The 22,079-nt window shown below is 60.9% G+C and carries 19 protein-coding genes and 1 pseudogene; 4 read left to right on the top strand and 16 right to left on the bottom strand.

Annotation, left to right across the window (positions count from 1 at the left end):
* Positions 1-35 precede the first annotated feature (35 nt).
* The 8 genes from AC1D08_RS22045 to AC1D08_RS22010 form a co-directional block, all read right to left on the bottom strand.
* Positions 36-920, bottom strand: coding sequence for an ATP-dependent DNA ligase (locus AC1D08_RS22045; RefSeq protein WP_477423980.1), 885 nt, complete (start codon positions 918-920; stop codon positions 36-38).
* A gap of 594 nt (positions 921-1,514) precedes the next feature.
* The gene (locus AC1D08_RS22040; protein WP_457155321.1) at positions 1,515-2,240 is read right to left on the bottom strand and encodes a recombinase family protein; all 726 of its coding nucleotides are present in this window, start codon (positions 2,238-2,240) and stop codon (positions 1,515-1,517) included.
* A gap of 75 nt (positions 2,241-2,315) precedes the next feature.
* Positions 2,316-2,672 (bottom strand): hypothetical protein, encoded by a 357-nt coding sequence (locus AC1D08_RS22035; protein WP_457155322.1) that lies wholly within the window; start codon positions 2,670-2,672, stop codon positions 2,316-2,318.
* Positions 2,673-2,721: 49 nt separating this feature from the next.
* The gene (locus tag AC1D08_RS22030) at positions 2,722-3,108 is read right to left on the bottom strand and encodes a hypothetical protein (RefSeq protein WP_457155789.1); all 387 of its coding nucleotides are present in this window, start codon (positions 3,106-3,108) and stop codon (positions 2,722-2,724) included.
* A 242-nt stretch (positions 3,109-3,350) separates the two neighbouring features.
* Positions 3,351-4,616, bottom strand: a complete 1,266-nt coding sequence (locus AC1D08_RS22025; protein ID WP_477423978.1) for a site-specific DNA-methyltransferase — start codon at positions 4,614-4,616, stop codon at positions 3,351-3,353.
* A 65-nt stretch (positions 4,617-4,681) separates the two neighbouring features.
* Positions 4,682-4,876: a hypothetical protein gene (locus tag AC1D08_RS22020; RefSeq protein ID WP_457154971.1), complete on the bottom strand. Its 195-nt coding sequence runs from the start codon at positions 4,874-4,876 to the stop codon at positions 4,682-4,684.
* A complete protein-coding gene (locus tag AC1D08_RS22015; RefSeq protein ID WP_477423976.1) occupies positions 4,873-6,045 on the bottom strand; it encodes a bifunctional DNA primase/polymerase in 1,173 nt (390 codons plus the stop codon). The genes AC1D08_RS22020 and AC1D08_RS22015 overlap by 4 nt, the downstream gene beginning before the upstream one ends.
* 25 nt (positions 6,046-6,070) lie before the next feature.
* Complete coding sequence (locus AC1D08_RS22010; protein WP_457155825.1) at positions 6,071-6,292, bottom strand: helix-turn-helix transcriptional regulator; 222 nt, start codon at positions 6,290-6,292, stop codon at positions 6,071-6,073.
* Positions 6,293-6,679: 387 nt separating this feature from the next.
* Between AC1D08_RS22010 and AC1D08_RS22005 the strand changes: the two genes are divergently transcribed.
* From AC1D08_RS22005 to AC1D08_RS21990, 4 genes are all read left to right on the top strand, one after another.
* A complete protein-coding gene (locus AC1D08_RS22005; RefSeq protein WP_477423974.1) occupies positions 6,680-7,117 on the top strand; it encodes a DUF2924 domain-containing protein in 438 nt (145 codons plus the stop codon).
* A 5-nt stretch (positions 7,118-7,122) separates the two neighbouring features.
* Entirely contained in the window at positions 7,123-8,448 is a 1,326-nt protein-coding gene (locus AC1D08_RS22000; RefSeq protein ID WP_477423973.1) for a recombinase family protein, read from the top strand.
* Entirely contained in the window at positions 8,448-8,855 is a 408-nt protein-coding gene (locus AC1D08_RS21995) for a hypothetical protein (protein WP_477423971.1), read from the top strand. The genes AC1D08_RS22000 and AC1D08_RS21995 overlap by 1 nt, the downstream gene beginning before the upstream one ends.
* 256 nt (positions 8,856-9,111) lie before the next feature.
* A complete protein-coding gene (locus AC1D08_RS21990; RefSeq protein WP_457153065.1) occupies positions 9,112-10,881 on the top strand; it encodes an adenylate/guanylate cyclase domain-containing protein in 1,770 nt (589 codons plus the stop codon).
* Between the two features lie 194 nt (positions 10,882-11,075).
* On the opposite strand, the gene AC1D08_RS21985 is transcribed toward AC1D08_RS21990, so the two are convergent.
* From AC1D08_RS21985 to AC1D08_RS21950, 8 genes and pseudogenes are all read right to left on the bottom strand, one after another.
* Positions 11,076-12,329, bottom strand: coding sequence for an adenylate/guanylate cyclase domain-containing protein (locus AC1D08_RS21985; protein ID WP_477423969.1), 1,254 nt, complete (start codon positions 12,327-12,329; stop codon positions 11,076-11,078).
* Positions 12,326-12,715 carry a response regulator gene (locus AC1D08_RS21980; protein WP_457153063.1) on the bottom strand — a complete coding sequence of 130 codons (390 nt, stop codon included), beginning with the start codon at positions 12,713-12,715 and terminating at the stop codon, positions 12,326-12,328. Before AC1D08_RS21980 ends, AC1D08_RS21985 begins: the two co-directional genes overlap by 4 nt.
* Positions 12,712-16,287, bottom strand: coding sequence for a GAF domain-containing protein (locus tag AC1D08_RS21975; protein WP_477424033.1), 3,576 nt, complete (start codon positions 16,285-16,287; stop codon positions 12,712-12,714). Before AC1D08_RS21975 ends, AC1D08_RS21980 begins: the two co-directional genes overlap by 4 nt.
* Before the next feature lie 42 nt (positions 16,288-16,329).
* A pseudogene (locus AC1D08_RS21970) lies at positions 16,330-16,824 on the bottom strand (GAF domain-containing protein); the annotation flags it as partial.
* Between the two features lie 310 nt (positions 16,825-17,134).
* Positions 17,135-18,334: a PAN domain-containing protein gene (locus AC1D08_RS21965; protein WP_477423968.1), complete on the bottom strand. Its 1,200-nt coding sequence runs from the start codon at positions 18,332-18,334 to the stop codon at positions 17,135-17,137.
* Positions 18,306-19,895, bottom strand: coding sequence for a hypothetical protein (locus tag AC1D08_RS21960; RefSeq protein ID WP_477423966.1), 1,590 nt, complete (start codon positions 19,893-19,895; stop codon positions 18,306-18,308). The genes AC1D08_RS21965 and AC1D08_RS21960 overlap by 29 nt, the downstream gene beginning before the upstream one ends.
* A gap of 411 nt (positions 19,896-20,306) precedes the next feature.
* A complete protein-coding gene (locus AC1D08_RS21955; protein ID WP_477423964.1) occupies positions 20,307-20,630 on the bottom strand; it encodes an excalibur calcium-binding domain-containing protein in 324 nt (107 codons plus the stop codon).
* Positions 20,631-20,787: 157 nt separating this feature from the next.
* Complete coding sequence (locus tag AC1D08_RS21950; RefSeq protein ID WP_477423962.1) at positions 20,788-21,153, bottom strand: excalibur calcium-binding domain-containing protein; 366 nt, start codon at positions 21,151-21,153, stop codon at positions 20,788-20,790.
* Positions 21,154-22,079: the final 926 nt, after the last annotated feature.

Raw genomic sequence — 22,079 nt, 5'->3', positions numbered from 1 at the left:
CCTTTGGCTGACTGACCGATGGAATGCGGCTCAGGCTAAAATGTTCCGTGCTTTAGAGCGCTGTTATGTTCCCGAAAATCCTGCAGCGAGGCATGCCGCAAATCTTCCTCGCCGCGCAAGTGCTTCACTCGGCCGATCAGACCCGGCTTGACCCACTGCGTGGCCGGCCGTTTCATGCCCGTCGGCGCCGTGCCCGCGTGGTCCTGAACCCGGGTCCAGAGCCGTTCGCGCATCTCGCGGTTCAAGGTGATGAAAGCCGATCCGACATACCGACCGGTGCCGCGCTGCGCCAGCAGAGCGAAGGCAGGCTTGCCTGGCTCACGCTCAACCCCAAGCAACTCATATTCATCGATCGAATAGGCTTTGGTCTTCAGCCATGCCGTCGAGTTGCCGCTTCGATATTTGCTGTCCTTGCGTTTCGAAACCATCCCTTCGAGCCCTGCCTGATCGATCAGGTGAAAGATCGACGCTGCATCGCCCGGCAGAGGCTCGCTGAACTGGATGCGCGCGCCCGGCTCGATCATGCTGGCCAGGATATCGCGACGTTCCTCACAGGCCATGTCGCGTAGATCGTGGCCGTTGAGGTGGAGTAGATCGAAGGCGACGAAATAGAGGTCGTGCTGCCTCCTTGTGATCGCCTTGCCCAGCTCGCCGAAGTCGGAAAGGCCAGCGTCGTTCAGAACGATGATCTCACCGTCGATGATGGCGCTTTCTGCTCCGAGCGTTGCCGCCTCTTTCACCAGGTCGCGATACTTCGACGTCCAGTCATGACCGTTGCGCGTGTAGATCTTAGGTCCGTCTTCGTCGATGATGAGCTGGGAGCGATAGCCATCGAACTTGACCTCGTGAATCCAGGCCTCGCCTTCGGGCGGCTGTTCGACCAGGGTCGGTATCAAGGGCGCGACGAACTTCAAATGCATGCACGGAACTCTCACAAACCGCGATTCAATTAGCATGCGCTAAAATAGTTCCCGGAACATTTTAGGCAAATTGAATGTTTGATAGTGATGACAAACCTGAACGAATTCGGGCCGCCCATTCCCGGCCAGCGCCAAAGTGGCAAACCGGAGGATGAGCGGGAGTATTTCTACCCTTGCCCGATCTGCGGCCAGTCGGTCGATATGCGCGACCTTCGGCAGATCATGTGGCATGCAAGGCCCGGACACAAACCGCTCGATATCGGGCCATGAATGCAAAAGCCCGCCACGGAGGAGGCCGTGACGGGCCTCTGAAAGGTGCGCGAACAACTTTCATGCACCTGTTATGCCCCTGGTGCCGAAGCCAACGGGCCAAAAACCAAACCGTTCCACAGGCACAAAAAAGCCCGCCACCTAGGTCAGAACAGGTGGCGGGCTTCATATAGCGCCAGCGGAGGTAAGCTGACCCTAAAATGGTCCGCCTGCTTTTGCTGCATCTTTGGCCGAGGCTATAAAGGCGCTGCTGGCGCCTACAACCGAATAGACCTCGAGATCGGTAGTTCCCGCCTATAAAAGCAGTTTCGACAAAACCGGCTGCTATTGCTGACGCGCCAAGATGTTGCGAACGTTCGACACCTGCCAGTGCCCATTGCGGGCCGTGCGGACACCACGGTTGTTCAGCGCGATTGCCAGGCCGCGAAGGGTGGTGATTCCGGAACGCTGAATGGATGCGATGATCGGCAACACCGTCTCGGCAAATCGGTCAGCCTCGCTGATCGATACCGCACGTCCCTTCGCAGCTGCCTCGGCGCTGTTGGTCTTGTTGCCCAGCTTGGCTCCGTTGGTCTTGCGTGAGGCGAGGGCGGCTTTGGTGCGCTCCGAGATCAGCCGCCGCTCTTTCTCAGCGAGCGCTGCATAGAGGTGAAGCATGAATGGATCGGCATCGGTACCGAGATCGGCCACGATGAAGGGCACGCGCTGAACCATCAGCCCTGCAATGAAGGCGACGTCCCGCGACAGTCGGTCGAGCTTAGCGACAACGACCGGGCATTTGGCTTGGCGGGCGAGGGCGAGAGCGGCTGCCAGCTGTGGTCGTCGGTCCAGGGCATCTGAGCCCTTGCCAGTTTCGACCTCGGTAAACTCGTGGCAGACCGCGATGCCTTCGGTTTCGGCGAAGCGGGCAACGGCTGCTCGCTGGGCGTCGATGCCAAGTCCCGACCGACCCTGCCTCTGAGTTGAGACGCGATAGTAGGCAACGGCGCTCGACATGATGCAAATCCTCCGGGTGAGCACACTGCAAACCACCGTTTGCAGTTTGCTCACAGGGCGAAGACTAGCAAGCTATGCTGTTGATTTAACTGCAAATCGGCCGACCCTTGGCTGAGACACGCGGCGTGCCTACAGCAACTTCCGATCTTCGTAGGTGGTGATGAAGGTCACCGATGTGTCCAGTTTTCCTTCGACCTCATGAACGGAGGTCTCTTTCCACCGTGCTCGCGTCTTCAGCCAGAAGATGGCCGCTGTGACGGCTTCGCGTCCTTCGCCGGTGGCCTTGCGGTAGAGACTTTCGGCAACACGTGCGTTGGCCTTGATGTGACCGCCATCGAGTTGGGAAGCATAGGCGGCCTTCAGCGTCTCGACCTCGATGCCGAGTACCTGGGCAATGTCAGCCGGCGCGACGCCGTACCCTGCCATTGCTTCCACCTGGGCGCAGTGTGGCTTCCGTTGGTTCTCGGTGTCGGCAGCTATGGTCATTGTGGGCTCCATTTCGACCACTCAGGTTCTTCGCCGAGATCGTTCGGCGCTACCCACGCGATGCCTTTATCTCCTTCCAGTCAGGCGGTGAAATGATGATGCGGCGGATCTCGTGCACCTGCTCGATCGGCTTGCCGTCAAGGCCTGAGTGTTCGTTGACGGCGGTCTCCTTCCAGCGGCCGCGGGCCTTCAGCCAGAAGATCGCGGCGATGACCGATTCACGACCCTCGCCTGTTGCCTTGCGAAAGAGGTTCTCCGCCACCTTCGCATTGGCCTTGGTGTGGCCGAATGCCAGTTCCTGCCGATAGTGTTTGCGCAGCGTCTTCGCATCGACACCGACCATGCCGGCAATCTCGGCTTCCGGAACACCGTAGCCGGCCAGCGCCTCAACCTGGCGGCGGTGGAAGGCGTCAGGCACATGCTTGGGACGGGCCATTCAAATATCTCCGGTTCCTGTGCGCTGCCTCGCCTTGGGGGTAGGCATGCCTTGCCCGGAAGGGTCCGTGTACACGGGGGATTTGGCGAAGCCGCGAGTCCGGCTGGGGTCGGGGTCCATCCCCAACCTGAACAGCCACAAACCGCATGTGCTGACGGGACACTCCCGAACCTCGGCGGGTTGATAGACGGAGCAGTCCAGACATTTGTGGCGTATCGCCTGCAGGATCGCAGTCTTGGTGGTCATGGCCTGATCTCGCTCCGCTCAAGCTTTGCCTCGGCAAAGCTCTGAGCGTCGCCTTCCAGCACCGCTGCCTGACCGGTGAAGTCCTGCCAGCGGATGACCGCGACATCGACATAGGCGGGATTCAGTTCGATCGCATGGCAGCAGCGGCCGGTCATCTCGGCGGCGATGATCGTGGTGCCGGAGCCGCAGAACGGCTCATAGACAGCCTGTCCCGGTGACGAGTTGTTCTCGATCGGACGCCGCATGCACTCGACAGGCTTCTGCGTGCCGTGGCCCGTGTCGGATTTCCGGTGCGGGATGGCCCAGACGGTGGTCTGCTTGCGATCCCCCGCCCAGTGGCCCTTCTTGCCCTTCCTGACGGCATACCAGGCCGGTTCGTGCTGCCAGTGGTAATCGCCGCGGCCGATGACCAGCCGGGTCTTGTCCCAGATGATCTGAGAGCGAACGGCAAAGCCGCTGGCCTCCAGGCTGGCGGCCACTGTGGCGGCATGAAGGGCGCCGTGCCAAACGTAGGCAACGTCGCCCGGAAACAACGCCCAGGCCTCGCGCCAGTCGGCACGATCGTCGTTCAACACGGTTCCCTTGGCGAGGTTGGCCCCGTCACCGAAGCGCTCGCGCCAGGCCGGGTCATAGCTGACGCCATAGGGTGGATCCGTCACAAGCAGATGCGGCTTCACCCCGGCAAGAACGCGCTCGACATCAGCGGCGCTGGTGCTGTCGCCGCAGATCAGCCGGTGTTTGCCGAGGATCCAAACGTCGCCGGAAAGGGTGGTTGATAGCGCTGGGGTCTCGGGAATATCGTCCGGGTCAGTCAGTCCTGAATTGCCGGCCCCAGTCAGCGCGGCGATCTCCAGGTCATCGAAACCCGTCAGCGATAGGTCGAAGCCGAGTTCGCCGAGATCCGAGAGTTCCAGCCCAAGCAGTTCGGTGTCCCAGCCGGCATTGAGCGCCAGCTTGTTGTCGGCGATGACCAGCGCCCGCTTCTGCGCCTCGGTCAGGCCCGCCAGTTCAATCACGGGCACTTCGCTCATTCCGAGTTTGCGGGCTGCCAGCAGGCGTCCGTGACCGGCGATGATGCCGTTCTCGCCATCGACAAGGATCGGGTTCGTCCAGCCGAACTCGCGGATCGATGCCGCGATCTGCGCCACCTGCGCATCGCTGTGCGTGCGGGCGTTCTTCGCGAACGGGATCAGAGCCGCGGTAAGACGATACTCCACCGCGAGAGGAAGAGCGCCATTCTCGATGTGGTCGACCGAGTCCAAGCGTCTTGCAGTGTGGGACCCAGAGAGAGACGTCCCGTCGTTGTTGGAGCTCTGCTGATCATTCCTCATCTCCGATTAGCCCTCCTGGCCGTGCATCGCTCGAACCGAATGATAGTGTTTGTGTTGAACGGCTTTGGCCAGTCGTCGTCATATTCATGGATGCGCGACATCACTCGTGCGGCAAAAGCTTGCGACCAATCGAGAATGACAGCCGAATGCCGATCATCGGCCGGCCTATGAGGATCGAGCTTGCGCTTCATGCCGCAAGCTCCTCGTCGGGGGCAGAGTGTGTGTCCTTTTCGGATACTAATATAAGCTTAGATCCTTCTCCTCTTTCTTCACCCGCTACCGCCGGCACCCCGGCACCAAGCAGATAGAGGTGATGGTTGCGGTTCCCGCGAGGTTTCTTGTGGCAAACCAGCAGTTCAGCCTCCAAAAGAACTTGGATCGCAGCGTAAATCTGCCGTCGGCCCGCTTTCAGGCGGCCGTTTTCGCGAAGGGCGTCCGGCACGATTGCAAACGGAGCGGCCGGCTGGTGGCCATGCGCAGACACAAGGATGCCATAGAGTAGAAAGGCCAGGCCCTCGCCAAGCCGGGCAAGTTTGTCGAGTGTGGCGCGAGGGATCTGAACAACCGAAGTGGCTTTGGTCCACAGTTCGCCTTGCTCGCGCTTCTCCCAAAACCATTCCGCCAGATTGATGAGGCTATCGTCGGAAAATTCCTCTGGCTGTTCAATCTCCCAATCCCGAAACGCGAGGAGGTCGGCAACCATTCCGTCGAAGCTCTCCGCGGCCAGAACAAGCTCACGGGCGCGTCGCTTCAGTGTCGTGTGCCGGATACCGCGCGGATAGCGCCCATTGACCCTCTCGCGTTCGGTCTCGACAGAACCGGCGCCGCGGTCGACGAACGGCGGCAGAACATCCGGAGCGATCAGCCGCCCTTCGGGCCAATACACCACGCCATCGGGACGTTCCGCTTGTGGCCCGACTACGAACTCGTTCTCGCCCGACTTGAAGTCGATGGAGATGCCAGGCAGCCGAATCTGTTTCGGCTTAGGCCCAGTGTGCCGGAAGTAGAGATGATAGCCTCGGCTGGTCTTGGTCCGCGCGGACGATGTGCCGAACCGGCGCTCCACATACTGGCGTGCCTCGGGCGTGTCCGTGTCGACGTCGACAACAATCATGTCCCTGAGGCGGATGCCATAAGAATGGCTGCCGGCAGCGGCCATCTTGTCGGATACTAGCCCAAGTGGATGTCGCATCCGATTCTGATAGCCGATGATCGGCTTCTTGCCGTCGTTGCCTCCGAGCGAAAGCAGCCAGAAGCCCGCCGAATAGAGGCGAGTCATCTCCGAGGTGAGAACGGCCGGCAGGCGCGGGTGTGCCGCCAAGTCTCCTGACTGGAGGTCGGCTTCCTGCTCGAGTGGCATTGACTGAATTGTACGGTTGATAACGCTACGCAACGTCACGTGTTGGCCATGCCCCGAGAATGGATGAGTGGGTTTCTGCCCGCCGGCGCCGCTCGTAGGCTTCCACGTCTTCGATGGAATAAACGACCTTGCCGCCCAGCTTTATGTAGCTCGGCCCGGTCTTTCTCCATCTCCAACGCTCAAGAGTTCGGGCGCTGATGCGCCAGCGTTTGGCCAGTTCGCTCTGCTCAAGAAAAGCCCTGTTCAAATATGGTCTCCGGCACCAGGATCGACTCGCAACAATCTACAGGAAAACGTTCCTAGACGCTAGTTTTATCCAAAGTTTTCCAACGCTTACGCACATTTGCGACGGCCTTCGCTGTGCTGTTGAGCACGGTTGTAGGTTGGCTACACAGGTCGGCATGGCGAAAACAAAAATGCACCCACTCAGCTTCGGACCGCACCCACTCCCATCCTGCCGACTGACCGCCGCCGAGCGCCTCGCGGAGGTCGCGGAAATCCTCGCCTTAGGCCTCACGCGTCTTCGTGCCCGGCAGTCAAGCGGACTATCTGGCGAGCGGGAGAATAGTTGCGTGGACTTCACCGCCAACCAGAGCGGTGGTGCCGTCGAAACCTTTGCGACGGAGAATGCTTGATGACCGACAAAATACTGGCCCGCCTGGCCGAATTGAAGACGATAGATATCGTCGCGCTGAAGGCAACGTGGCGCGACCTGTTTGCCGCGGAACCGCCACCGTACAATCGCAAGTTCCTGGAGAGCCGGCTAGCATATCGCATTCAGGAACTCGCCTATGGCGGTCTGAAGCCGGAGACGCTGAAGCGGCTGGCTGCGTTGGCCGAGGAACTGGAGCCTCGGCGCTCTGGCGCCAGGAAAGACAACTTGCCGGTTACGGGCACGCGGCTGCTGCGCGAATGGCAGGGTGAACAGCACATCGCCACGGTGCTGACCGACGGGTTCGAATATCAGGGTCGTCCCTACAAATCGCTCTCGGCGATCGCACGCTCCATCACCGGCACGCGCTGGAATGGTTGGCTGTTCTTCGGCTTGCGAAGCCAGAAGGGAAATGGGTGACGACGATGACACTCTCCCAGCAGAAGCACGTCATCAGAAAGCTCCGCTGCGCGGTCTACACGCGCAAGTCCAGCGAGGAGGGGCTCGACATGGAGTTCAACTCCCTCGACGCGCAGAGGGAGGCCTGTGAGGCCTACGTGGCCAGCCAGCGGGCCGAGGGATGGGTTCTCGTGCCCGACCGCTACGACGACGGTGGCATCTCCGGTGGAACGCTGGAACGGCCGGCGCTGAGGCGCCTGCTGAAAGATATCGAGTCCGGGCTGATCGATGTTGTCGTCGTCTACAAGATCGATCGGCTCTCGCGGTCTCTGACGGATTTCTCGAAGCTGGTCGAGGTCTTCGAATCCAATGACGTCACCTTCGTGTCGATTACCCAATCATTCAACACCACAACCTCGATGGGGCGCTTGACGCTGAACATCCTGCTGTCATTCGCACAGTTCGAGCGTGAGGTGATTGGCGAGCGCATCCGCGACAAGTTCGCCGCGTCTCGGCGCAAAGGCATGTGGATGGGAGGCAACGTGCCGCTCGGCTACCGCGTCGAAAGCCGCAAGCTGATCATACAGGAGGACGAGGCCGCAACAGTGCGAATCATCTTCGAGCGGTTTCTCTCGGTCGGCTCGGCGACGACGCTTGCCCGGACCCTCAACGCCGAGGGTGTCACCAGCCGCGGCGGCAGGCCCATCGACAAGGGTTATCTCTACAAGCTGCTCAGCAACCGGGTGTACATCGGCGAGGCCGTCCACAAGGGCACGAGTTATCCCGGCGAACACCAAGCAATCATCGACCGGGATCTGTGGGACAAGGTGCGCTCGATCATTGCCGAGGATCCGCGCAAGCGGGCAGGACACTGCCGTCGGCAAACACCTGCGTTGCTTAGAGGACTGATCTTTGCGCCGAATGGTTACGCCATGACGCCTGCCCACACCAGGAAGAAGGGGCGCCTCTATCGTTACTACGTCACCACCAGCGTACAGAAGCTCGGGCCGGAAACCTGCACGGTACGGCGCCTGCCTGCCGGCAAGATCGAGGCCGCAGTGATCGATCAGGTCCGCGTCCTGCTGCGCTCCCCAGAGATGATTGTGAAGACCTGGGCGGCCGCGCGCGACAATAGTGAAGAGATCAGCGAGGCCGAGGTGCGCGACGCCCTGGTTCAGTTCGATAGTCTTTGGGAGGAACTCTTTCCCGCCGAGCAGGCGCGCATCATCCAGCTGCTGGTCGAGCGCATCGACGTCGATGTAGACGGCATCTCCATCCGCCTTCGCACCGAGGGCATAGCCAGTGTCATCACCGAGCTTCGGGAACGACCAAACCTGGATAGGGCCGCCTGATGAGTAACCGCGAGATCAGCCGCGACGGCAGTTTGCTAACGGTCTCCATTCCTATGGCGATCCGCAAGCGTGGCGGTCGCAAACTTGTCGTGTCCCCGGCTGGAGCAGAGCCTTGGACACCGTCGCGACCGCGCATCGACAACACGCTGCTGAGAGCCCTTGTCCAGGCATTCCACTGGCAGCATAAACTGGAATCAGGGCAACACGCGACGATAAGCGAACTCAGTGCGGCTGAGAAACTCGACCGGTCGTTCGTCTCCCATATGCTTCGACTGACGCTATTGGCGCCCGACCTCGTCGAGGCAATCCTCGACGGGCGACAGCCTCAGACAATGCAATTGCAGCCGCTGGTGCGCGGGTTTCCGGTTGAGTGGGAGCGCCAACGGCGCAATGCCTGCTGGTTGTGAAGTCTGGCTTTGGACCCAAATGGGTCTTCCGCCGGCCGCGCGGTCGGATGACCGCTTTGCGCCTCATATTGGCCGTTGAGCATGACTTTGCGATCGCCTGAAAGCGGACGTTAGCGGCGACCACTCCGGAGGTCACGGTTGGCCATCAGCGGACATACTGGTGGGCATGGTTGGCGCGACCCCCAAAGAACCGGAAGAGCGGCCTTGGATCGGTCGATCTGGGCGCATATGATCCTGACGCCAGGAGGGGACTCGGATGGAAATCGGCCGCGTCGAGCGCAAGCTCTCGGCGATCCTTGCGGCTGACGTCGCCGGGTACAGTCGGCTGATGGGCGTTGACGAAGAAGGTACCCTCGGTCGCTTGAACAGCCATCGCCGTGAGCACCTCGATCCCTGTGTTGCCAAGCATCGCGGCAGGATCATTAAAACGACGGGTGACGGGCTGTTGGCGGATTTCGCCAGTGTCGTCGATGCGGTGCGCTGCGCTGTCGAGGTGCAGGCCGGTATGGCAGAACGCAATGCCGCCGTTGCAGCCGACGAACGGCTCGAATTCCGGATCGGCATCAATGTCGGCGACATCATCGAACAGGACGGCGACGTCTTCGGCGAGGGGGTCAACATTGCCGCCCGTCTTGAGGGGATCGCGGAGCCGGGCGGGATCTGCGTTTCCGGACGCGTGCAGGAAGATGCCGCGGGAAAGATCGGCGGCCTGCGCTTTGAAGATATGGGCGAGCAGGCGCTGAAGAACATAGCCCGGCCTGTCCGCGCCTATCGTTGGAGCCCGGATGGTGCAAAGCAGCTCGGCCCATCACGTCCGACAGAGCGCCTGCCCGACAGGCCGGCGCTTGCGGTGATGCCGTTCCAGAACATGAGCGGCGACCCGGAGCAGGACTACTTTGCCGACGGCATAGTTGAGGACATCATCACCGCGCTCAGCCGCTTCAAATCGTTTGCGGTGATCGCCCGCAATTCGAGCTTCGTATACAAAGGCAAGTCCATCGACGTGCGGCAGGTCGCCAGGGAGCTCGGAGTCCGCTACGTGCTCGAAGGCAGCGTGCGACGCTCCGGCGAGCGGCTTCGCATCACCGCACAGCTCATCGAGACGATAGCCGGGGCGCATCTTTGGGCCGATAGGTTTGATGGTGTCGTCGCAGACGTGTTAGACGTGCAGGACCGCATTGCCGAAAGCGTTATCGGCGTCATCGAGCCGCAGATCCGACAGGCCGAAATCGAACGCTCCCGCAGGCAACGCCCGGAAAGCCTCGATGCTTACGATCTCTACCTGAGAGCGCTGTCGAAGACGTACAGCGCGCGGCCCGAGGACAACGCCGAGGCCTTTGAGCTATTCATGCAGGCAGTCGCGCTCGAACCGCACTACGCGGCGTTCCTCATCGGCGCCTGTTTTGCCCTCGAGTTCCGCATTGCCATGGGCTGGCCCGAGCTTACCGGCGACGACCGGTCCGCTTGTCTCGATCTGGTGCGCCGCGCCCTTGCCGATCCGCAGGGCGATGCGACCGTGCTGGCGCAATGCGGGCTGACGCTGGTGACCATGCGGGAGTACGACCGAGGCATGCAGATCGTCGCCAATGCCGTCGAGGCGAACCCCAACAGCCAGTTTGTGCTGATGGTCGCAGGCATTGCCGAACTCCATTGCGGGGATCTGGAGGACGCACTCACCCATAGCCGGCGCGCGATCCTCATGAGCCCGGGCGACCCTACGGCACCGTGGCCCATGACCACGATTGCTCATGTGCACATGGCGCGTCGCAACTATGTCGAGGCGCTGAAAGCCGCGGAGCGGTCAATGGCGTTGAACGCAGGCCTCGACCCGACTTACTGGATGCTGATCGCGGCAAATGCACAGCTCGGCCGAATGGATGAAGCACGTCGCTACCTGGCCAAATTTCGGACACTCGCGCCCGACGTTACCATCGCGAGCATCAGGGCAGGACTGCCGGAATACGATCCATCGCGCATGGCAGCGATCCTCGAGGGCTTGCGCATCGCAGGGCTGGAAGAGGGCTAGCCATTGCGCGGACAAGCCCCCCGTAGTCGAGGTATAATGCAGCTTCTCGGCGGGGGCGATCGCACACCTCCGAACGCCCATCGCCCATGACCGCTTTGCCCTTTTGTCGGCCGTTGAGGGCACCTTTGCCGCCTCGTGAAAGCAGACATTGCCGGCGACGAGGCCTACGGTCGCGGTCGCGACAGGCGCAAAGATCAGTCTAGGCTGATCCGCGTTCCCTTGGCGCCGTTGAGCAGCCGCTTGAGATGGAAGCTGGCGAGCTGGTCGTCCGGACATTTGCCGATCTGCGCGGCGAAAGCCGTAAGCGCGTTTGCATCGCCGGCCTCCAATCTGCCGAAGGCTTCGAGATAGCTCGCCGTCGAAGGATCATCATACTGCTTTGACGACAAAGGCTCGAACGCGCGCAGCGCCTCGGCCCGGCCGCGCAGCATCAGATCGCCGACCGGCCGTCCACGGAAGCCGTCGACCCTTGCAGCCGCGCTCCCGCTGACGCAGATACGCGTGCCCAGCTGCTTGTTGGCGCTTTCCAGCCGCGCCGCGATATTGATGGTGTCGCCATAGGCCGTGTAGTCGAAGAAGCGGCCTCCGCCGAAATTTCCGACCAGCGCCGGACCTGCATGGACGCCGATGCGGGTCGTACCGACCGCAACGCCCTTGTCGCGCCAACTATCGCGGAACGATTGCGACAGCGCGTCGAGCTCGAGCGCGCAGGCAACCGCGCGCGCCGCATGGTCCTGCTGCTCGCCAGGCGCGCCGAACAGCACATGCAGCGCATCGCCGACGATCTTGGCGACGGTGCCTTCATGCGCGAACACGACGTCGGTCATGCCGGCCAAATAGTCGTTCAGGAGCGCGCCTAACGTGGCAGGGTCGATCGTTTCCACCAGCGTGGTGAAGCTGGTAATGTCCGTGAACAGCGAGGCGACCTCGCGCCACTGCCCGGCTAGCGCCAACCCGTCGGCGTCGCCGGCCAGCCGCTCGGCCAGATTGGGCGAGAAGTAGCGCGACAGCGATGCATGCGCCCGCTCCGCGACCGCTTGCCGCCGATGCGCCTCGTGCAGCACCTCGCGATGCTTCAAGGTCTTGGCGATTGTGGTCTCCAGGTCTGCAAAGTCGATCGGTTTAGTGATGAAGTCGAAGGCGCCGCGGTTCATCGCAGTGCGGATGTTGGCCATGTCACCGTAAGCGGAGACGATGACCGTCGAAAGCTGCTGCCCCTCGGCATGCTGCAGCTTCTCCAGCAGCGACAGGCCGTCCATACGGGGCATGTTGATGTCGCACAGCACCATGTCGATGTCGCTGTTGCCGTCGATGACGGACAGGGCGTCCACACCATCGCTGGCAAACAGGAAAATGACCGCGCCGTCGCGGATCTGACGCCGGAACTTCTGGACGATCAAGACCTCAAGATCGGGCTCGTCGTCGACCACGAGGATGCGCGCCGTCACGCCACCATTCCCAGCCGCGTTTCGATCTGTTGCCTGAGCGCCGCAAAGTCGATCGGCTTGGTCAGCAGCGCTTCGGCGCCGTTCTCCAACGCCTTGCGCTTGGTTTCGGCGTCGCCATAGGCGGTGATCATGATGACCGGGACGTCGGGCCGCAGCACCTTGATCTTCGGCAGCAGTTCGATCCCGCTCATGCCGGGCATGTTGATGTCGGACAGCACCAGGATCAGTGTCACTCCTTCGGCGTGGTCGATCTGCTCCAACGCCCCGACCGCCGATTGCGCGAACTCCAGGGTGAAGCGGTTGGCTCGGATGTCGCGGCGGAACTGCTGGCGAAACAGCGGCTCGACGTCGGGCTCGTCGTCGACGACCAGGATGAGGAGGCTCATGCTTCACCTCCCGATTTTGCGAGCGAGGCCGCAGCGCGCGGCAGCACAATCCGGAACTCGGTGAACTCGCCTGGCTGGCTTTCGACGTCGATCGTGCCGGCATGCTGTTTGACGACGATGTCGTGGCTGAGCGACAGGCCGAGCCCGGTGCCCTCGCCGGCTGGCTTGGTTGTGAAGAATGGATTGAACATCTTCTCCTTCACCTCCGGCGGAATGCCGGTGCCGTTGTCGCGGATCCTGATTTCGACACGGTCGCCGAGACTCCTGGTGGTGGCGGAGAGCGTCGGCTCATAGCTCGCGCCATTCGCTGCGGTGCTGCGCTTGGCCGTTGCATAAAAGCCGTTTGAGATGAGGTTGAGAAGCACCCGCGTGATCTCCTGCGGGTAGAGATCGACATCCCCAGCCAGCGGATCGAAATTCCGCGTCAGCGTGACGTTGAATCCTGGCTTTTCGGCGCGTGCCCCGTGATAGGCAAGGTTCAGGCTCTCCTCCACCACGGCATTGATGTCGATCGCACGATGCTCTCCTGAGCCCGCGCGCGAATGCAGTAGCATGTTCCTGACGATGGAATCGGCCCGCTTGCCGTGCTGGACCACCTTGTCGAGATTGCTCTTGAGCATGGCTGTCAGCTCGGCGACCTCTTCGCGCACGGATGCCTCCAAAGGCGCTCCGGCCAGCACACTGCTCAGATCATCGATGAGTTCGCCTGAGAGCGCTGAGAAGTTGTTGACGAAGTTGAGCGGGTTCTTGATCTCGTGGGCGATACCGGCGGTCAACTGGCCGAGTGAGGCGAGCTTCTCCGTTTGCACGAGGCGGTCCTGCGCGGTCCTCAGATCCTCGAGCGAGCGTGACAATTCGCGGGTACGCGCCTGCACCTCGTCGAACAGCCGGACGTTCTCGATCGCTATGCCGGACTGGTCGGCAAACGTCTCGACGAGCTCGATCTGCCTCGGCGTGAAGTCCCGCACCTGTGACCGCGTCAGCGCGAACACGCCGACCGGCGCGCCTTCGCGCAAGATTGGAACGCATAGAATGGTCCGGTAGCCGCCGAGCTTCTGAAGCTGCGTTGCCCCGTAGTCCGGGTCGGCGAGCACGTCCGAAACGTGGACGGCGCGGGCTTCGAGGGCCACCCTTCCGGTGACGCTGTCGCGACCGGCGGCGAAGGGATTGGATTTGGCGAAAGCCGCGGCTTCAGGCAAATTGCCGTACTCGGCCGACCACCGGTAGAGATCGCCGTCACGCTTGAAGATGACGCTCGTGTCCGCGTCGCACAGCTTGGCTGCTGATTCCACCAGCGTGTCGAGAACCGACTGCAGGTCGAACGTAGAGCGGCTGATCGCCTTCAGCACGTCGGCCGTCGCCGTCTGCAGCTGCAGCGACTCGCTCAATTCCGCCGTGCGGGACTGTACCTCTTCAAACAGGCGCACATTCTCGATGGCGATCACCGCCTGATCGGCAAAGGTCTGGACAAGTTCGATCTGGCTATCGGTGAAGGGCCCGGGTTCGGGTCGCGTCATTGCGAAGACGCCAATTACCGATCCTTCGCGCATGAGCGGTACACAGAGCACAGCCGAATAACCTCCGAGTCGCGGAGCTTCGGGAAGGCCATGTTCGGTGTCCTTGGTAACATCCGGAATATGGACGACTGCCTTGTCGAGTGCTGTTCGGCCGACCCAGGATTGTCGGCTGATCGGACTCGGATTCGCCTCTTCATACGCGCGATACTCCGGGGTTTGGTCGTAGGCTGCCGCAAGCCGGAAGACATCGCCGTCCCGCATAAAGATGCCAGACGTTTTCGCACCGCAGAGCCTCACAGCAGATTCGATAAGTGTCTGCAGGACGCTCTGCAGGTCGAATGCGGAGCGGCTTATGACCTTGAGCACATCCGCGGTCGCGGTCTGCTGCTGTAATGCTTCGCCAAGGTCGGCGGTGCGAGCCTGCACCTCTTCGAAGAGCCGCACATTGCCGATTGCGATGACGGCCTGGTTGGCGAAAGTTTTGAGAAGGCCAATTTGGCTGTCGCTAAAGGGTCGCGCCTCGATGCGCCGGATCATAAGCGCTCCGATTGCTTTTCCTTCCTGCAACAGCGGAGTGGCGAGAATCGCGCGAAAACCAAGACGTTGAGCCATCATTCGGGCAGTTGCAAACTCCTCTCCAGCGATGGTCAAGTCGGGAACGTGGACCGGCACCCGATCCAATACGGCGCGGCCGGTAACGATGTCGCGCGCAACCGGCAAGCCAGTGCCGTCAATCGGAATCGGTCCGTGATGCGCTCCCACAGCCAGCCTGTCGGAGCGCAGCAGATAGATCGTTGCGTCATAGGCGTCGCAGAGCCGAGCGGCACTTTCAGCGACGGCGTCCAGCACAGGCTGAATGTCCGTAGGAGATCCGGCGATCACTTGCAATATTGCGCCGGTGGCCATCTGCTGTTCCAGCGACTCGGCTAGGTCGCGGTTGCGGGACTCCACCTCTTCGAACAGCCGCACGTTCTCGATCGCGATGACCGCCTGATCCGAAAATGTCTGCACCAGTTCGATTTCGCGCGTGCTGTACGGCGAGACCGACGAGCGGGCGAGGACGAAGACGCCGGTCACGGCGCCGTCACGCATCAGCGGAACGCCCAGCAGGGTGCGGAAGCCGCCGAGCCGCTGGCCTTCGATGTTGGTATACTCCGGATCGTCGAGAACGTCGGCAATCTGCTCCACGGACCCGCTCTGGGCAACGCGGGCGGCGATGCTGCCCCGGCCGGGCGTGACCGGGAGGTTGTTCATGTGGTCCTGGAATTCTTGACTCCATCCGATCTGTACCGTCGGCTGCAACACGTCGCCCTGGCGCAGATAGATGTAGCCCATCCCGGAGTGACAGAGGTCGGACGCGGACTTCACAAGCGTATGCAGCACGGAATCGAGATCGAACGCCGAACTGCTGATCGTCTTCAACACTTCGGCCGTCGCCGTCTGCTGTTCCAGCGCTTCAGTCACCTCACGGTTGCGCGCCTGCACCTCGTCGAAGAGGCGGACATTCTCGATGGCGATCACCGCCTGGTCGGCGAAGCTCTCGACCAGTTCGACTTGACGCGGTGAAAATAGCCCGATCGCCCGCCGCGCCATGCCGAATACGCCGATGGTCTCCTGACCCCGCTTCAGCGGAACAGAAAGCACTCCGCGGAAACTGCCTATGATTGCCGCCTCCGGCCTTTCGTATTCCGGGTCTTCAAGCGCGTCCGCCACGTGGATCGTCAATCCCTCCAGCGCAGCGCGGCCCTGGAACGTCCCTCGTCCCACAACATGTGGGTTGGCTCGTTCGTATGCATGCAGCTCGGCAGCCTGCCCGCCGCCTGCCATGAACTGCAACGTATCGCCAACGCGCAACGTGATTGCGCCCATGTCCGCCCCGGCCAGGCGTATTGCCGAGTCGACCAGCGTCTGTAGTACCGGTTGAAGATCGAAGGCCGACCGGCTGATTGCCTTGAGCACATCGGCGGTCGCGGTCTGCTGCTCCAGCGCCTCGCCGAGATCGCGCGTGCGCGCCTGCACCTCGTCGAACAGGCGCACGTTCTCGATGGCGATCACCGCCTGGTCGGCGAAAATCTTGAGTAGCTTGATCTGCTTCTCGCTGAAAGGCTTGACCTCGATGCGCCTGATGACGAGCGCGCCGATTGCTTCGGTGTCACGCATCAGAGGTGTTGCGAGCATCGTGCGGTGGCCAAGCCTTTCGGCAAGTGTTTGGCTGACAGGAAACTCCGCACCTGCAACCGCTATGTCGTTGACATGCACAGTCTTGCGGTCGGCGAAGGCGCGACCGCAGACCCAATCGCGTGCGACCGGCATCGGTTCGAAGTCGAAGGCGATGGGGCCGTAGTGTGCTTTGGGGAATAGTGTCCCGTCTCGCGCCAGGAAAATGCCGGCGTCGTAGGTGTCGCAGAAGCGCGCAGCACTCTCCGCCACGACCTGCAGGACGGGTTGGATGTCGGTCGGCGATGCGGCGATCACCCTGAGGATCGCACTCGTCGCAGTCTGCTGTTCAAGGAGATTGGCGACCTCCGCGGTGCGTACCTGATTTTCTTCGCGCGCCGCTGTCAACTCGGATCGGAGCGAGCTGATCGTCATCTTTGAGTCGGAGTCTGGCCCTCCCACAGAGGTGCTCCTGTTTTTCTCTGCTCAGTGTCGGCTTTGGCCAACCCAGCGTCAAGTTTGGCGACCTATAACGTCCGTTCGTCACCCAGAGCGGCCGCTTTGGTGATGCACCTGAGCGCCGGCTTTCGGAGCTATTGCAGACAGGGAATATGTCCGAGATGGGTCGTAGGCGGAGTGTCCGCTTCTTCGGACTTTGACCTAAAACCAGTCGGTCAGCTTCCGGCCCAAAAGCCGACAAAGAGGGGCGTGGAACGTTGCGCCCCTTGGGTTCTTACATCGGCGGTTAATTTCCGGCGGCCTTACTTCCGGAAGCCACCCCCTTGAACACCGACAACGTATCTACCTGATCTAGCATCGAACACATCTTGTTTGGGGTATCGAAGTTAAAGCCCATGCACTTCTGATCAGCGGCGCACGCCAGCACGCAGTCGGCATAGGTGCTGGGGATGTTCGAATACGACTCTCCCACCACCACCGTATTCTTGTAAAAAACGAGGCTGGAGTATTGAACCTTGTTCGCCACCGCCTGTTTGACAGCCACAGCGGCGTCAGGAGCCCTCACCAACACCGAGGCGTCCCCTTTCATGAAACATGCAGAGTGCTTCTTGTCATAGGTAATGGCCAAACAACGATTGTCGCCCTCGCATTGGGTTTGACATTGATCGAATGAGACGTTCCACACAGGCATGCTCGGGAGATCGAAGCCCATTGCATCCCAGCCATCCTGTGCAATGAGCTTCTGGGCCGCCTCGGCCCGGCCAGGGGGCGCCTCATAGTCATTGCCGCTGAAAGCCCTGTTATCGAGCCACGCACATTTCGACGCGAGTTCCAGGGCCGACGCGTCGTTCAGGCCGATAGATGCCAGAGTAGCCATGGGCGCGGCCGGCGCCTGTGGCCGGGCAGTTGGCGAAGGCCGGTTTGCCAGGTCTACGTTTACGTCGACGCCGTTCACCAGCCGACGTGTGTAGCACCATGCACGATCCCAGGTGGGGTCGTGTTCGTCGCTGAAATGGTGGCCAGAAACCAACGACCAGTGCGAGCCTCCCCAGTCCAGTTCTCGTGTCAGAAACTTGTTGAAGTCTTCAGTTACGACGTCGGGTTGCTTGGGAGCCTCAGGAGGAGCGATCTCCTTCGGCCTGGGCGCTGGTTCCGGGACAGGAACTGTTGAGCGTTCCGTTTTGCCCTCCGATACCGTTTCTGACGGCGCAATCCGGTCAGTCTCCTTGTGGACTTCTGGTGTATCTGGCACCGGCGGAAGCCTGAGCTCTCGCCCGAAAAACAAAGCGGCACCGTAGCCGATGCCCACAGCGGCAATTGCCACTGCAGCTCCCGTCATCAGCCTGCGAAAGGCATTTGCCCGGGCTATCTTGTCATGGGCAACTGCCTCCGCCTGCAGGGTCGGGATGGCCGCCTGCTTCACGACCAGGTCGACGGCTCGCTCGAGAAGCGCTGTATTATGCCGGACCAGCACTTTTGCGCCCACCCTTGGCTGCCACTTTCACGAGATCGACGACCTCTGGTGGCAAGTCCTCGTTTAGTGCCCTTCGAAGGGCATCCGGATCATCGGTAAGGACGGGAACGTAGAGAATTTCCTTCACTACCTTTTCAACCGGTACCTCGACGCGTTTCTCGACCTCCCTGTCGACTGGGACTTCAACGGGCACTTTGACGGTGCGAACCCGGCGCCACCGCCACCGCAAAAGCAACCGTCGAACCAGACGCGACAGGCGGTTCTCGGCGCGGCTTTCCGCCTGTGCTGCGATACGCTGCAAGCCCAGAGCCACCATGGCCGTGATCGGCCCGGCCAGTCCTGCAATCACGGCGAGGGAGCCGAACCAGATTGCCGCGACTTTCCCCGCTTGGGGCTCGCTCACTTCTTCCGGCTTTACGCCATACCAGCGAGCCGCGATTCGGCGTATCTGGTCAGTGCGAGCGAGCGGGATGCGCTTTTTCTCGAGTGCGCTCAACTGCTTTGCTATTTCGTCTCGCCGCGTTTGATTGGCCGCCAAGGTCTTGGCCTTGGAAGCTTCGGCGGTCTGTGCTGCTGACAATGTCTCCCGCGCCTGATCGAGCCGGCGCTCCCAATCTGCAGATGTTGCGTCAAGTGACTTCTCGAGGTCGTTTCGCCGGTTCTGGAGCACCTGTCTTTGGTCGTCAGTCATCTTGGGGCTTTCGAGCCTCAAACGGTCGAAATCGCTTCGGATACCCGTGATCTCCTGATCCATGGCGGCGATCTGCGGCTCATACTTCGCCTCAATCTTGGCGCGAGGATTGGCAAGTTTGCCGATCTCGTCCTCCCAGCGCTTTGCCGACGCTGCGTCGCCAGTTTCCTGCGCGTCCCTGATCCGCTCGACAAAACTGTCTCGTTGCCTTTCAAACTCTTCCACTGCCTGCTGGACCCTGCCGTCTCGTTCGGCGATCAGATCCGTTCGTCTTTGCTCTTTCTCCCGAAGCTGTTCTCTTGCTCTGGAGGCCTGCGGCGTTAACGCGGTTGCAGCCTGGAGTTCGGTATCGACATCAGCGATGCGGCTTTGAATTTCCTTCCGAGCCTTGTCGGCAAGCGTGCTGACCTCTTCGAGATCCGCTCTCGCTTTGGCCGCCTGATCCGTTTGACTTGCGGATTCATCGGCGGTGATCAGTTTCGCGTTCTCAGTGTTTAGAGAGTCGATGCCGTCGGCGAGCTCCTCATATTGCAGTTCGCGAAGCGTGCCAGCGCGCTCCAGTCCGAGCAGAACAGTTTCAAAAGTGATGCCTGCCAAAAGCAGGAGAAACACCAGGATAACAGGCTTCCAGAGCCAGGAGGCGCTGTATAAGAGGGTCGCGATCGGGATCTTGGTTAGCTCAGCGATCGAGACGATGAAGAACGGGGCGCTGGCTAGAATGAGATCCATCGCCGTGGCAGATTGACTTGCCTCGAATGCTTGAAAACCCAAGACAAGGCCCGTAGCTAGGCCGATGATCGACGCTATGATTTCTAATGCCCACGCGCCACGATATGTCCACTGGCCATAGCTGGCCAGCTTTTGACTCATACTTGCGTGCATCAGGCGCCCCGTCTCCCCAATATCCCCAACTCATCTTGTCATTTCGAACGCGCATTTGCATCAAAAAATACCGTCGACATGACTATCGACCTAAGATTCTAGAAACATCGTTACTTTCTCTGGCAGATATCAGCTGCGGATTTGCCCAAAAGACCGTCTGGGTCGGTAGTGTCTCCGCTATTGCGGGATTATCCAAAGACGTCGTGTCTGACCGCCACCATTAGAGTGCGGAGTGCCGCCGTATTCACGCGCGATGCTCTTGGTGTCGTTGATGTAGCTGAAGGCGTCCCATCCTCTTGCGCGGTTTAAGTTCCGCCAATATCGCCCCCCTCTTGTTGATACTGCAGATCGTATATGATCCGACGTTTCGATCCTTCACGGGGCTTGTCTGATTTAGCCATTGTGATCCCCTCAGCACAGGCTCTCACACGGAATGCCGTCCTTATCGCGGTCGAGCTTGCCGCCCCAAGGACAGTTGCTGAGATACCACTCAGCCTCTTCACAGGAGCCGATCTGAGAGCAGGTTCGTTTCGGCTGACATGAGAAGCCAGATGCTTGCGCTTGGCTGCCGATGATGCCCAAAGGCTGACTGGACCGCTCGGTCTGCTCGGCGCGCCAAGTCCAAGGCTCCTCGAAGGAGCCTTTCCACAGGCCAAGCTTGGCAGCCTTCGCGGCCGCTTGTTGGGATGCGTAGGCGCCACTGGGTGCTGCAGGTTCCTCGACCTGTTGCACCACGCTCTGGCTCGAACTGCCAGAATCCGGTTCGGTGTGAACGGCGGCCTGTGGATATGGTGAGGTAGGGACTGGTCTTTGGTGTTTGACGGGATAGTACCACGCTACCACCGCGATGACGGCGAGCCAGCCTAGCGCTCTTTTCCTTGCTCGAGACAATCTATCGTCCCTCGCACCCGATGCCGTCGTGATCACCATCGAGCCTGTTGGGATCAGCGCCCGTGATTTGCACCCCAGGGGCTACGACCGCATTGTTTCCCTTGCCGCCTGCGCAGTCCAGGTCGGCGCCTCCGGTAGAGGACACACCTCGATACCTGTTGAAAGCTGCGACGGCGCGTGCACCGTCGCCTTCAATGTGGGTGTTATTGCTATTCGGATTGAACGGATCGACCGTTTGCAAAAGCATGTTTGCGTGGTTTGAATCGCCTGCAGCGAGCGTCACCGCGTCATAATTATTCAAATAGTCAGTAGTGGAGCCTGAGATAATTGCCACAACTATTGCGGTCGAAAACCAACGCCAATGCATGAAGGTATCCCCCGACACCACTCCAGATCATGCACCTTTTGAATTTTGTTGTCGAATCTGCCGACGAACGGGCCTGCGCGCGGTCTTCCACTACGCAATGTTGCCGCCGGGCTATAAAAAGGGGTGGGGACTGTGACGCGATTTGCTTTGACGATTTCCGTGTTGGCTGGACTCGTGGGCTTCGCGACACCGCCAGACAAGATTGCAGGCGTTCCAAACGCCGGCGCCTGCACGCAAGCGGACAAAGAGCGACTAGCCCTCTTGTCCAATCAGCAAAATAAGGCCGCGACTGGCGATGCCTTGGGCGTGTTTCTCATTGGTGTTCCCGTCTCCTCAATGTCAGGCGGTGACCACGAAACCGAGATTGCAATTCTCAAGGGACGCTGCGGTCCGCCCAAAACCTAGGCCCGGCTCGTACCTCATCGAGCAGCGAGGCGATTTGGTTCTGCCGTGCCAAATCGCGTATCAATCGGGTCACAATTGCTCGGAGGCGCCCCTCACGCCAACTCCTTCGAGATATCGTTGGCGGTCCGCAAGCATGGCCGCCAAGAGCTGCCTCTCGTCCTGAACGGCTGCTGATTTTTTGCTGAACTCTGCCTGCCTACCGGCGGCGCTCGCAGCGCCTTTGCCATCTGGTTCTGCCTCACCTCATCGACATCAGGTCCGTCATGAGGCCGACCCCGACCCTGACGAAGAACGTAGGTCTGGGGACCTCCTGACAGCCGATGTCCTTCAACTGATCGGACGTCAGGTCTGCTAACGCCCTGCGCCCTGCAACGGTCCGCCGCCAGGCCGTGAAGGCTGCGACTGCTGCTGCCATGCTGTTCGACGCTCTCTCAAACAGCCGGTGTTTCGATGTGCGGGTCTCTGCGTGAGCTTCGGTGTGAGCCATTCTGCTCTCCTGTTCCAGATTACGGGCGCAGCTT

The organism is Mesorhizobium sp. P2_E6 (genome assembly GCF_056403835.1).
Note: the sequence above shows the minus strand (reverse complement) of the source record. Positions and strands in the feature narration are given on the sequence as shown.

Excerpts from the sequence above, each read along its gene's own strand:
- AC1D08_RS22045 (WP_477423980.1), bottom strand. The coding sequence starts at position 920 with ATGCATTTGAAGTTCGTCGCGCCCTTGATACCGACCCTGGTCGAACAG.
- AC1D08_RS22035 (WP_457155322.1), bottom strand. The coding sequence starts at position 2,672 with ATGACCATAGCTGCCGACACCGAGAACCAACGGAAGCCACACTGCGCC.
- AC1D08_RS22030 (WP_457155789.1), bottom strand. The coding sequence starts at position 3,108 with ATGGCCCGTCCCAAGCATGTGCCTGACGCCTTCCACCGCCGCCAGGTT.
- AC1D08_RS22020 (WP_457154971.1), bottom strand. The coding sequence starts at position 4,876 with ATGAAGCGCAAGCTCGATCCTCATAGGCCGGCCGATGATCGGCATTCG.
- AC1D08_RS22015 (WP_477423976.1), bottom strand. The coding sequence starts at position 6,045 with ATGCCACTCGAGCAGGAAGCCGACCTCCAGTCAGGAGACTTGGCGGCA.
- AC1D08_RS22005 (WP_477423974.1), top strand. The coding sequence starts at position 6,680 with ATGACCGACAAAATACTGGCCCGCCTGGCCGAATTGAAGACGATAGAT.
- AC1D08_RS22000 (WP_477423973.1), top strand. The coding sequence starts at position 7,123 with ATGACACTCTCCCAGCAGAAGCACGTCATCAGAAAGCTCCGCTGCGCG.
- AC1D08_RS21995 (WP_477423971.1), top strand. The coding sequence starts at position 8,448 with ATGAGTAACCGCGAGATCAGCCGCGACGGCAGTTTGCTAACGGTCTCC.
- AC1D08_RS21990 (WP_457153065.1), top strand. The coding sequence starts at position 9,112 with ATGGAAATCGGCCGCGTCGAGCGCAAGCTCTCGGCGATCCTTGCGGCT.
- AC1D08_RS21980 (WP_457153063.1), bottom strand. The coding sequence starts at position 12,715 with ATGAGCCTCCTCATCCTGGTCGTCGACGACGAGCCCGACGTCGAGCCG.
- AC1D08_RS21960 (WP_477423966.1), bottom strand. The coding sequence starts at position 19,895 with ATGCACGCAAGTATGAGTCAAAAGCTGGCCAGCTATGGCCAGTGGACA.
- AC1D08_RS21950 (WP_477423962.1), bottom strand. The coding sequence starts at position 21,153 with ATGCATTGGCGTTGGTTTTCGACCGCAATAGTTGTGGCAATTATCTCA.